The organism is Paenibacillus sp. FSL R10-2748 (genome assembly GCF_038005565.1).
Lineage (GTDB): Bacteria > Bacillota > Bacilli > Paenibacillales > Paenibacillaceae > Paenibacillus > Paenibacillus polymyxa_B.
Genome location: NZ_JBBOTK010000002.1, coordinates 715,015 through 728,537, shown reverse-complemented (window position 1 = coordinate 728,537; position 13,523 = coordinate 715,015). Strand labels below are relative to the sequence as shown.

Here is a 13,523-nt window from a genome sequence, read left to right as displayed (position 1 = left end):
TACGTGCTGGGAGGCAATAGAAGATGAAGGATTTTTTTCAATATATTCTAGGCGAGGTAAAAAGCGGACGGATACAGAAAGAGGATGCCATTGTAAAAATACGCCAATTTCAAGCTCAAATGGTTTCACATGAGGCCCCGCAAAGCGGAACAAGGACTGCGGGGTCCTTGGCGGATACGGGAGTCCTTATGCTTGAGCCTTTCTGGAAAGAGCAAGTTGCTCTCCAGAAAGTGGCACGCCCTGAATTTAGCCAGCATCTGGTGGTGCTTTGCGAACTGGATCATTTCGCGGAGCGAAGCATTGAATCGCTCATGAAAGGAACCCGTTGCATCAGGCTGCATGCCAGCCAAAGCAGCATGGATGAACGCTTTCAGGCGTATGCCCTCCAGCTGCTCACGGAAGTGCAAATGGTTCTCACAGAGGAATCCAAGGGTAGCGTACTGATACAGATTGCAGTTTCCGCACAAAGCGCACAGCAACCTTTCGCAGGACTATTGGGATTACTGCAGACAGCTGAGAAAGAAAACCCGAAAATCGTAGGACAATTCGTAGAATTGGAATCAGCAGGTCTGGAAGAAATGATTGAGAATTTAAAAGAGAACAGTCAATATCCAAAGGATAAAAGAATACGGTATGAGGATGGTAAACGTTTGGTTCTCGGTTGGAACGAGATGAAACCCACTGAGACAACGGGAAGAGTGCCCTGGAAGGATCGGGGGACTTATTTGATTACAGGTGGTGCAGGAGGTTTAGGACTTATTTTTGCGGAGGATATCGCCCAGCGAGTCAGGGAAGCCACGCTAGTTCTTGTAGGCCGTTCAAATCTAGACGAAGGCAAACAGGCCATATTGGAGAAGTTGAAGGCGCTGGGGACCCGCGTTGAGTACAGACAGGTAGATGTAGCACGGAAGGAAGAGGTCTCCAAATTGATCCTTGAGATCAGGGAAGAGTATGGAGGCCTTGATGGTATCCTTCATAGTGCTGGAGTAATACAGGATCGTTTTATTATGAATAAATCACAGGAAGAGTTCGCGGAAGTAATGGCACCAAAGGTTGCCGGACTGGTGAACTTAGATCAGGGGACCAAGGAGCTACATCTGGATTTCTTTATTCTCTTCTCCTCAATAGCTGGGATTATGGGCAACCCCGGTCAAGCCGACTATTCTGCCGCTAATGCCTTTATGGATGCCTATGCCGCGTATCGAAACAGCCTTGTATCCTCAAAGGGGCGCAAAGGGCAGACGCTATCTGTCAATTGGCCTCTTTGGAAGGATGGAGGGATGCATGTGGACGATGACACGGAGAGGGCTTGGCAAAGTATTGGCATGGTAGCCATGCAAGCTTCAAACGGTATCCAGGCTTTATATAACGGTCTGGCCGCTGGCCTGAATCAGTTATTAGTAATAGAAGGTGAGCAATCCAAATTGCAAAAGTATTTCCTGGCGTCCCAACCACAGGAGAAAGAATATGTTGAAGAGTCAGCTTCTTCAGAGGTGAATCTTGAACTGCTTCTAGAAAAAACCTTATATCAGCTAAAACTATTGTTTGGAGAAGTTACCAAGCTGAGCATTGACAAGATTGATGTCAGCGAGCCTTTAGAGAGCTATGGCATTGACTCCATCATGATTACAAGGCTTAATCAAAAGCTGCAGGGCATTTTTGGAGAAATATCAATGACCTTGTTTTATGAATATCAGACGTTGGAGGCAGTGGCCGAATATTTTATTGCTGATTATCACAAGGAATGCGTACGGTGGACAGGACTCGGAAGCCCGATAAAGACGGAAGAGAAATCCGTCTCCATTTCCGCAACCTTGCATGCTGCCAGCGAGTTTTCTTTGTCAACCCTGCCAAAGGAAGAAAACAATCGTATCCGCAACACGGATACTAACAGAGACCGTGTGAAACACGAGCAAATAGCGATTATTGGTATAAGCGGACGATATCCGCAGGCCAAAAATATGGAAGAGTACTGGAGTAATTTGGAACAGGGCAAAGACTGTATAACAGAAATTCCTGCGGAACGCTGGAAGAGGGAAGGTTTCTACTATTCTGACATCAAAGAAGCGGTTGAGAAGGGCAAAAGCTATAGTAAATATGGAGGATTCGTGGAGGATTTTGCAGATTTTGATCCTCTCTTCTTTAATATATCTCCCCGGGAAGCAATGAGTATGGATCCTCAGGAGCGAATATTCCTGGAAGAATGCTGGAAGGTTTTCGAGGATGCAGGATATAGCAGGGAACAGCTCGCCGAACAGTATAATGGCCGGATTGGCGTCTTTGCAGGAATTACGGGAACGGGGTTCAATCTATATGGACCAAAGCTGTGGGAACAAGGACAACCCGTATTTCCGCGAACCTCCTTCAGCTCGGTAGCCAACAGAATATCCTATTTCTTGAACTTAAAGGGGCCCAGTATCCCGGTTGATACCATGTGCTCTTCCTCATTAACTGCAATTCACGAGGCCTGTGAGCATATCTATAACGGTGAATGCGAGATGGCTGTTGCTGGAGGAGTCAACTTATATCTTCATCCTTCAAGCTATATCTTTCTCAGTACGATGAGAATGCTATCGCCTGAGGGGCGGTGTAAAAGCTTTGGGGAAGGCGGGAATGGATTTGTCCCTGGCGAAGGTGCAGGGGTTGTGCTGCTCAAACCTTTGTCACGAGCCATTGCAGACAAGGACCATATCTATGCGGTTATTCGGGGAACCCGTATCAACCATGGAGGAAAAACAAACGGGTATACCGTGCCTAACCCGGTAGCACAGGGTGAACTGATTAGAGAGGCTTTTGATAAAGCAGGCGTAAATGCCCGGGCAGTCAGTTATATTGAGGCCCACGGTACTGGAACGGAGCTCGGTGATCCTATTGAAGTCACCGGGCTTACCCAGGCATTTAAGAAAGATACGCAGGACACGGGGTTTTGTGCTATCGGCTCGGTAAAATCAAACATAGGCCATTTAGAGGCGGCCGCAGGGATTGCAGGCATCGCTAAAATCATCTTGCAAATGAAAAACCGGAAAATTGCCCCTAGCCTGCATTCCCAAAAACTGAACCCTAATATAAACTTTTCCAAAACGCCATTTGTAGTCCAACAGGGACTTTCTGAATGGGAGCGTCCGATAGTGGAGGAGGATGGCGAACAACGGGAATACCCGAGGATCGCCGGGATATCTTCCTTTGGAGCCGGTGGGGCTAATGCCCATATTGTCCTTGAGGAATACCTCCCTGCGGAACAGGATGACTTTCAAAATCCCTTTACTCCTCCAAGACCGGTCGTCATAGTTCTGTCGGCAAAAAGTGACGGAGCATTGAAGGAGCAGGTAAGCCAATTGGCTGCTGCAATGGATCGGAATGAGTTTTCCGATCACGATCTGGTGAATGTGGCTTATACCTTGCAAACAGGACGTGAGGCGATGGAAGAGCGCCTCGCTGTGGTCGTTGAGTCAGTGGAGGAACTTAAAAACAAGTTGCGGGACTTTATTGGAGGAAAACAGAGTATTGCACACCTTTACCGGGGACAGGCCAAGCGGGACAAGGAGAGCTTGAACATGGCCTCAGAGGAGAAAACGCTCGATGAAACGGTTGATTTACAGATTCTAGCGGAAAAGTACGGCAGAATCTCAGACTTGTGGGTCAAGGGTGTCCATATGGACTGGAGCAGACTTTACGATAATGTCCAGCCCCGCCGTATCCCTTTACCCACATATCCTTTTGCCAGAGAACGATATTGGATACATGTAGATGAAGAAAAGCCGTTCGCCAATGTGGCTGCACATCTACATCCATTACTGCATCAAAACACCTCCGTACTTTCTGAGCAAAGATTTAGTTCAACCTTTAGCGGCCAGGAGTTTTATCTGAAGGACTCCGTAGTTGACGGAAAGCTTGTCCTGTCAGAAGCGGCATGCCTTGAAATGGTGCGGGCAGCGGTGGAGCAGTCGTTAACAGTACAGGAGAAGGGTCAGGCAAACATCATTATTAAAGATATTGTATGGACACATGCTCCCGCTATAGGAGATCAGCCGTTAGAAATACATATAGGGCTCTTTCCGGGAGATCAAGGAGCGATTGGCTTCAAAATCTATAGCAGATTAACAGAAGCCGGGGACCCTGTCTTACACAGCCAGGGTAGTGCCGAACTGAAGATGTTAAATGAAGCGGAAACGTGGGATATACAGGCTTTGCAGATGGAGTGCTTTCAGCATGTTTCGCCTGGGATAGACGATGAAGCAGTGTGGGGCATGGGAGCCGACTACAGTCCGGAACATCAGGCCAATGAACAAGTGCATATAGGACAGGGGTTAGTGCTGACCAAGCTATCGTTGCCTTCCGGTATTAGGAATACTGAGGGCTTATTTGTTTTGCATCCCTTTATAATAAATGCTGCTTTGCAAATGCCGCTGGCATACTTGTTTTCGAATGATGAAAATATCATGCGGCCTTCAGGCATTGACCCTCTACAGAAAATACGGCCGACTGCCATTGAGAGACTCGAAATTTTTCGGGAATGTCCCTGTGAAATGTGGGCGTTGATCCGGTATAGCAGAGGAAGCGGGGCTGGTCATAATACGCAGAAGTATGACATTGATTTGTGTGATGAGGCAGGCCAAGTCTGCGTGCGTATAAAAGGATGCTCCTACAAGGTAGTGGGCGCATGTGAGAAAACACCTGGTGTAATGATGCTCCAACCCTTCTGGAAAGAACAGGCGGTTGCGGAGGACACGATGGTTCCCACTTACGAACGACATGTGGTAATGCTTTGCGAAACAGATACCATTGCTGCAGGAGATATCGAGTTCTCCTTGGCAGGAATGGAATGTATCGCTCTGCAATCCGGTATGGAAGAGGTTGATCGGCGCTTCGAAAAGTATGCCGTCCAGGTTTTTGAAAAAATAAAAAGTATCCTGAATGACAAACCCAAAGGCAAGGTGCTGGTGCAGATTGTAACGATGCCTCAGCATGAAAAGCTGCTCTTCGCTGGGCTGTGCGGCATACTCAAAACTGCGCAAAAGGAAAATCCAAAGATCTATGGTCAGTTAATTGAAGTTGAGGATACAGAAAAAATGGAAGGGCTCATCGAAATACTAAAGACGAACAGCCGACACCCTGCGGATAGCCGCATCCGGTTTGCAGAAGGCAAACGTTGGATTCCTGTCTGGAGTAAAGCAGAAATGCCGTCAGAGACACCGGATATTCCATGGAAAGACCGCGGGGTTTATTTGATTACTGGAGGAGCAAAGGGTTTAGGTCTTATTTTTGCTAAAGAGATTGCGCGTCAGGCCAAGGAAGTGACTTTGATTCTTACTGGACGTTCCCTACTGGATCAGGACAAGCAGACTTCATTGGAGGAATTGAAGGCATTGGGCGCCCGGGTAGAATACAAGCAGGCGGATGTCACGCGGAAGGAAGCTGTGGTTGGCTTAATTGAAGATATCAAACAGACATACGGCGGAATCAACGGCATCCTGCACAGTGCTGGAATAATCCAGGATAACTATATTATTAAAAAGACTAGCCTGGAATTCAGGGCAGTGCTGGCGCCCAAGGTTGCGGGACTGGTAAATCTGGACCAAGCCAGTAAGGACATTGCTCTTGACTTCTTTATCCTTTTTTCGTCAGGTTCGGGAGTGGGTGGTAATGCAGGTCAGTCTGACTATGCTGCCGCGAATGCTTTTATGGACGCATATGCCTGGTACCGCAATACCTTGGTAACCTCCATGGAGCGTACAGGCAAAACGCTGTCCATCAATTGGCCGTTATGGAAAGATGGCGGAATGCGGCCTGACCAGGAGACGGAGAAGGCCATGCAGAAGGTGGGTATGTATGCGATGAGGACAGAGACAGGAATGAGCGCCCTGTACCAAAGCATAGCCTGTATTTCGGATCAGGTCATGGTGATCGAAGGAGACGTAGATCTAATCAGCACAATGATGGTCATGGAGGGACAGCTTGAAGAAAGCGGTAAAGCATCTCGGGATCAGGCGCTCGGGTCAGAAGCTAACATCGTTCCCTTCACAGCAAACAAGACAGAGTCCGGCCAGGAAGAAGACCTGTTGCGTGAAAAGACGGTCCATTACTTGAAGACTCTGCTTTCATCGTCCATCGGCCTGCCCGTATATCGAATCGAAGAGGATACACCTTTTGAAAATTATGGGGTTGATTCTATAAAGTCTATGGAGTTGACCGATCAGCTGGAGAAAACGTTCGATCAGGTGTCGAGGACTCTATTTTTTGAATATCCGGATATCCGGAGTTTAACGGATTATTTTGTGGAAGCCTATCGAGACCAATTGATTGCTTTGTTTGGTATAGATCAGGTAGCGGTGGCAGGCGCGAAAGCTGACACAACTGTGGCAGCAAACAAGGAAGTGTCCGGCAGAGAAGCGGACCTGCTGCGTGAAAAGACGGTCCATTACTTGAAGACTCTGCTTTCATCGTCCATTGGCCTGCCAGTTTATCGAATCGAAGAGAATACACCTTTTGAGAATTATGGGGTTGACTCTATAAAGTCTATGGAGTTGACCGACCAGCTGGAGAAAACGTTCTATCAGGTGTCGAGGACTCTATTTTTTGAATATCCGGATATCCGGAGTTTAACGGAATATTTTGTGGAAGCCTATCGAGACCAATTGATTGCTTTGTTTGGCATAGATCAGGTAGCGGTGACAGGCGCGAAAGCTGACACAACTTTTGCAGCAAGCAAGGAAGTGTCCGGCAGAGAAGCGGACCTGCTGCGTGAAAAGACGGTCCATTACTTGAAGACCCTGCTTTCAACGTCCATCGAACTGCCCGTATATCGAATCGAAGAGAATACACCTTTTGAAAATTATGGGGTTGATTCTATAAAGTCTATGGAGTTGACCGACCAGCTTGAGAAAACGTTCTATCAGGTGTCGAGGACTCTATTTTTTGAATATCCAGATATTCGGAGTTTGACGGAATATTTTGTGGAAGCCTATCGAGACGAGTTGATCGCTTTGTTTGGCATAGGTCAGGCAGCAGCAGCGGGTGCAAAAGCCGACACAACTTCTATAACAAATAAGGTAGTGTCCAGCCAGGAAGAAGAGCTGCTGCGTGAAAAAATGACAAGTTACCTAAAGAGCCTGCTCTCTTCGTCCACTGGACTGCCGGAACATCGCATTGAAGAGGACAAAAATCTAGAAAACTATGGTGTTGACTCCATAAAGTCAATGGAATTAACCGATGAGCTGGAAAAAAACTTCGGCCCGCTATCGAGGACCTTACTTTTTGAATATCCGAATATCCAGAGTTTAATAGAATATTTTCTGGAATCGCATCGAGGCGAATTAATTGAATGGTTTGGTATGGAGCAGGTAAAAGCCCCTTCTCCGATATTCCGTCGTCCCCAATTTTCGGCAACCGAGGTAGAGCCTCAGGAGGAGAAGAAACAAGAAACAGGAGCGATGGACATTGCTGTCATCGGGGTGTCCGGGAAATATCCAGGGGCGGAAAATCTTCAGGAGTTCTGGAGCAATCTCCAAGATAGCAAGGACTGCATTACCGAAGTTCCAAAAGACCGTTGGGAGCACGATCTTTATTTTGACAAGGAGAGAAACAAGCCGGGAAAAACCTACTGCAAGTGGGGCGGTTTCATGGAACGAATAAGCTTGTCAGAGCCAGCATTCTTTCATCTCACCCCTTATGAGATCAGTTTAATGGACCCGATGGAGCAACTCTTCCTGGGGATAATATGGAATTTGCTTGAAAGTGCAGGATATACGCGAGAGGCAATACAGAAGAAACACCAGAATAAAGTTGGCGTCTATGTGGGCGCTACGTATCATAAATACTGCTCCTGTGATATCGAACCGGACTCTGCCCAACGGGTAACATCATTTGGGTCTGTTGCAGTCGCAAACCCCATGTCGCATTATTTCAATTTCCAGGGACCGAGCATATCCATTGATACGATGAGCTCTTCCTCAGCTGTAGCTGTCCATATGGCATGTGAAAGCCTGATCAGGGGAGAGTGTCAAATAGCGGTAGCTGGCGGGGGGAATCTATTGACCAGTCCCAAAAAGTATATTGAATCCAGTCAAAATCAGTTGATTGGAAGTCATGAAGATAGCAGAAGCTTTGCAGATGGGGATGGGTACCTTCCAGCGGAAGGAGTTGGAGCGGTACTCTTAAAACCGCTTCATAAGGCTGTACAGGATGGAGATTGCATTTTAGCGGTTATTAAATCCACGGCAACCAATCATGGGGGACATAGCAATGGATATACAATCCCTAACCCAAATGCGCAGGCGCAACTAGTCGAAGAAAACTTTTTGAAAGCCGGTATAGACCCCCGGACGATCAGTTATGTAGAGGCAGCCGCAAATGGTTCTACATTGGGAGACCCTATTGAACTTGCTGCTTTGAATAAAGCATTCCAGAAATTTACGACTGAGCAGCAATTTTGTGCCATTGGCTCAGTCAAATCCAATATAGGGCATGCAGAAGCGGCTTCGGGAATATCACAGCTAACCAAGGTCATATTGCAATTGTGGCATCGAAAACTGGTTCCTACCATTAAGGCCGAGAAGCTTAACCCTAATATTAATTTCAGTAATACTCCATTTTATTTGCAACGGGAGGTTCAGGAATGGGAGCGGCCTGTAATTGAGATTCAGGGAGAAGAACGGGAATTCCCGTTGCGGGCAACCGTAAGCTCCTTTGGTGCGGGAGGCTCTAATGTGCATTTCATTCTGGAAGAATATATCCCTTCAGAAAAAGACAACATTCATTTACGAGTGGCAGATCAGCCCCAAGTGGTGATTCTCTCGGACATAAATCGTGAGAGACTGATGGCGCTTGCCAATCAATTACTGGGATATCTGGAGCAGCAGAGCGATGATGCCTTACAAGATATTGCCTTTACACTTCAGACAGGCCGCGAAGCGATGACATGCCGGGCGGCAATCGTAGCGAATACGCGGCAGGATCTACTCACGGGTCTTAGGGAACTTCTCGAAATAGCCGATAGCGGCAACGGGCCCGAAGGGGCATCTATTCCTTTATTTATAGGAGAAAGTGCAGAAGACTCAAATACGAGTGCGCTTCTCTCAGGGAAAATAGGAGAGACCGTTTCTCAATTGCTGCTAGAGGAGAAAAATATGGAAAATATAGCGATGTATTGGAGCCAGGGGGGCAGGATTTCATGGGAGGCACTCCATGAGGATAAAGATGTTCGCAGAATCCCCCTACCGATAACCCTGTTTTAAACATAAACAGGGAACCGATCACTATCAGATGGAAAATACAAAATATTCTGGAGGTAAATCATGAGGGAATTTAAAGATAAGATAGCCGTAGTTACGGGAGCCGCCAGTGGGATTGGCCGTGCTATTGCGGATCGATGTGTAAATGAGGGCATGAAGGTCGTCCTCGCGGATATTGAGGAGGAGGCCCTTCTAAGGGCCGAAAAACAATTGAAAGACATGGGTGCAGAAACGTTATCCGTGGTGACGGATATTTCCAAAGAAGCTGATATACGTGCATTAGCGCAAAAAACGGTTCAGACATTTGGGGCTGTGCATCTTTTGTTCAACAATGCAGGGGTGGACGCCGGCACGGGCTGCTTATTATGGGAAAATACGGTGGCGGATTGGCAGTGGGTAATAAACGTAAACATATGGGGGATTCTCTTTGCAACTGAAATTTTTGTTCCTATTATGCTGAAACAGAAAACCGCATGTCATATTGTGAATACAGCTTCCATCGCCGGGCTATTGTCCGGCCCTGGTAATGGCATATATAGCGCGTCAAAACATGCCGTTTTAAGCTTGTCTGAAACGCTACACCAAGAACTCAGATTGATAGGTTCCAATGTAGGAGTTTCGGTTGTCTGCCCCGGGTTCGTACGCACCCAAATTATGGATGCGGAACGGAACCGACCGACGGAGCTGAGTAAGCAGACCGGACTAGGAAATCTTCCCCCGGAAAGACAAGTCATTAATCAATTGGCCCGCAAGGCTGTCCAGAATGGAATACTTCCAGAGGATGTAGCAAATCAGATGTTTGAGGGAATCAAAAAAGGGCAGCTATATATCATAACAGAGCCGAAATTCAAACCTGCAATAAGACAACATATGGAGAATGTCCTTAACGAAAGCAATCCCACACCTTCCCAAATGCAATTAGTTCGCAATTTACTGTGAAATATTTGTTTTAAATCGTTTTAATGGGATTTTATCAATGAGTGTGTTGTGGAGGTTAGAATGGACAGATCTGTGATTTTTATGTTTTCAGGCCAAGGCTCACAATACTACGGCATGGGAAGAGAATTATTTAAGTTAAATCCAGTTTTCCGAAAATGGATGACTAAGCTGGATGAGATTCATACGGATATTACAGGCAGGTCCGTATTAAAAATGCTGTACGACGACAACCGTGGGAGAGGAGACGTGTTTGATAACCTGTTATATACTCACCCTGCAATTTTCATGGTGGAGTATGCCCTCACACAGGTATTACTGGAACAGGGGATTTATCCTGATTACGTTTTGGGTTCCAGCCTCGGTGAGTTTGCATCTGTTGCTGTGGCTGGTTGTATGAGTTATGAAAATACTCTTCAATGCCTTGTCAAGCAAGCACAAATGGTAGAAACCTACTGTCCAAAGGGTGGCATGCTGGCCGTAATTGGCGACCTCAGTCTGTATGACCAAATATCCGTATTGAATGCCAACTCAGAGTTAGCATCAATCAACTATGACTCGCATTTTGTCATTTCTGGAAGCTATGAGGAACTGGAAGAAATTGAACGCTACTTGATAGCAAATGAGATTATATGTAAAAGATTACCGGTCCAGTTTGCTTTTCACTCTTCCTTAATGGACCCTATAGCCTTGGAATATACAGCGTATTTAAAGCTTAAGCCCCTAAGGAATCCGACTATAAATATGGTTTCATCTATGTACGGAGGAAAGGCGACATCCCTTGACAACCGTTTTCTTTGGGATGTCACTAGAAAACCTATCCGTTTTCGGAACGCTTTAAAATGTCTGGGAGACGGGGACGGGGTCATCTATATTGACCTTGGCCCCTCGGGCACTCTTGCTAATTTTGTGAAGTACAATTTTGGTAACAAGAAAATGGCAAGTATTTGTTCTATTCTTTCACCTTTTCAAAACGATATGAAAAATTTGGATCGTCTATTTGAAATATTCGACTAATATGCATTCACTAGCAAAAAGGAGGACACAAATGATCGCATATCTGTTCCCTGGACAAGGGGCTCAAGCCAAAGGCATGGGAGTAGGACTATTTGACGAATTTCAGGAATTGGTTGCAAAAGCGGATGCTATTCTTGGTTATTCTATTAAGAAACTGTGTCTTGAAGATCCTGCCAATCAACTAGGACAAACGGATTTTACCCAACCGGCGCTATTTGTCGTAAACGCTTTGAGTTATCTTAATAAATTAAAAGAGACTGGAAGAAAACCCGATTATGTTGCAGGACATAGCCTAGGTGAATACAATGCCTTATTTGCCGCAGAGGCATTTGACTTTGAAACGGGCTTGAAGCTGGTTAAAAAAAGAGGAGAACTGATGGTCAAGGCTGCCGGTGGTGGTATGGCAGCGGTCATAGGCTTGAACGAGGAAGTATTTAGAGAAGTTATCGAGAAAAATAATTTAAGGGAGATTGATGTTGCTAATTTTAATTCGCCAAGCCAGATTGTCATCTCAGGACCGAAGGACATGATTGAGCAGGCGCAGCCAATTTTTGAGGATGCAGGAGCCACAAACTATGTGATTTTAAATGTAAGTGGAGCATTTCACTCCAGGTATTTGGAAGATGCCAGACAGAGATTTGAGGCCTATGCGTCACAGTTCGAATTCTCAAAATTGAAAATACCAGTCATTTCAAATATCTATGCCAGACCCTACAGGCAGCAAGATGTAAGGAGTACGCTGATCAACCAGATCGTAAGTCCAGTCAAATGGTCGGAAAGTATAAGATATCTAATGGGTAAAAATGTAACCCAGTTCATACAGGTTGGGCCTGGAAAAGTCATAACAGGGTTGGTTAACGCAATACAACGAGACGCAGAACCGCTGATTGTGAGGGAGGATGAGGAACGTAGCGAGCAGGTACAGGAAGTAAAGTCGAAGAATAGTATATCCGGCCAACGATTTACGGCGGAGTCTCTTGGTCATAGCGAATTCAAACAATATTATGGACTTAAATACGCGTATCTTATGGGTTCGATGTATAAGGGAATATCTTCAAAAGAGATGGTCGTAAAAGCAGGTAAGGCAGGAATGATGGGATTCTTTGGGGCAGGGGGAGTCAAGATTGGGGCCCTTGAGGAAGCTATAAAGTATATTCAGCAAGAATTGAACCAAGGCGAAGCCTATGGAATGAATCTTATTCATGTTCCCGATCACCTGGAAATAGAAAATAACATCGTTGATTTGTACATAAAATACGGTGTTAGAACTATTGAAGCCTCTGCGTTCATGAGTATAACGCCTTCTTTGGTAAGGTACAGATTGAAGGGTTTGAAACGAAATGAAAAGGGGATCGTAACACCGCAGAACAGGATTATAGCGAAAGTATCAAGACCCGAGGTTGTGGAGGCATTCTTAAGTCCTGCGCCTCAGAATATCGTAAATAAACTGCTCGAGGAAAATAGGATAAGCCGGGATGAGGCCCGGATGGCGATGGAAATTCCTATGGTAGACGATCTGTGTGTCGAGGCTGATTCAGGCGGGCATACTGATCATGCTGTTGCATATGTACTGGTTCCGTTAATGCTTAAAATGAGGGATGAAGCGTTACTTAAGTATAAATACAATAAAAGTATAAGGGTAGGGGCAGCCGGGGGGATAGGGACTCCACAAGCTGCTGCGGCAGCGTTTATACTGGGTGCGGATTTTATCATGACAGGCTCAATCAACCAATGTACGGTTGAAGCAGGGACAAGTGATGATGTAAAGGATTTGCTCCAGCAGTTAAATATACAGGATACAGACTACGCTCCCGCAGGAGATATGTTTGAAATGGGAGCGAAGATTCAGGTTATGAAAAAAGGAGTTTTTTTCCCGGCCAGGGCGAATAAATTATATGATCTTTACCGTAATTATAACTCCATAGATGAAATTGATAGCGGAACCAAAAAATATATTGAAGAAAAGTATTTTAAGAAGAGTATTGAACAAGTATATGAAGATATTAAAGCTTATTACCCGGCTGAGATCATTGAAAAAGCTGAAAGAATTCCTAAACGTAAGATGGCGTTGATATTTAGATGGTACTTTACTTATTCTACACGACTTGCAATGAATGGAGACAAACACAGTAAGGTTGATTATCAAGTACACTGCGGACCAGCCCTCGGCGCTTTTAACCAATGGGTTAAGGGAACAGTCTTTGAGAATTGGAAGAACAGGCATGTTGACGAAATAGGACAAAAAATAATGGTTGAAACTGCGGAATATCTGAATGAAAGGTATAAAGCTTTAACGATAATGTGAGTATATGTGTGAAGAAAAATAGAAATCATTAAGAT

4 protein-coding genes are annotated in these 13,523 nt (G+C 45.6%); all 4 read left to right on the top strand.

All coding sequences use genetic code 11. The annotated features are described in order from the left end of the window. Positions 1–23: 23 nt before the first annotated feature. From NSS66_RS09860 to fabD, 4 genes are read left to right on the top strand one after another with little or no spacing between them, the layout of a single operon-like run. Complete coding sequence (locus NSS66_RS09860; protein ID WP_340958853.1) at positions 24–9,233, top strand: type I polyketide synthase; 9,210 nt, start codon at positions 24–26, stop codon at positions 9,231–9,233. 60 nt (positions 9,234–9,293) lie between these two features. Continuing rightward, positions 9,294–10,169, top strand: a complete 876-nt coding sequence (locus NSS66_RS09855; RefSeq protein ID WP_025718361.1) for an SDR family NAD(P)-dependent oxidoreductase — start codon at positions 9,294–9,296, stop codon at positions 10,167–10,169. A gap of 60 nt (positions 10,170–10,229) precedes the next feature. After that, positions 10,230–11,183 carry an acyltransferase domain-containing protein gene (locus NSS66_RS09850; RefSeq protein ID WP_340958851.1) on the top strand — a complete coding sequence of 318 codons (954 nt, stop codon included), beginning with the start codon at positions 10,230–10,232 and terminating at the stop codon, positions 11,181–11,183. 31 nt (positions 11,184–11,214) lie between these two features. Further along, on the top strand, positions 11,215–13,488 hold the full coding sequence (gene fabD, locus NSS66_RS09845; protein WP_340958850.1) for an ACP S-malonyltransferase: 2,274 nt from the start codon (positions 11,215–11,217) through the stop codon (positions 13,486–13,488). The last annotated feature ends 35 nt before the right edge of the window (positions 13,489–13,523 follow it).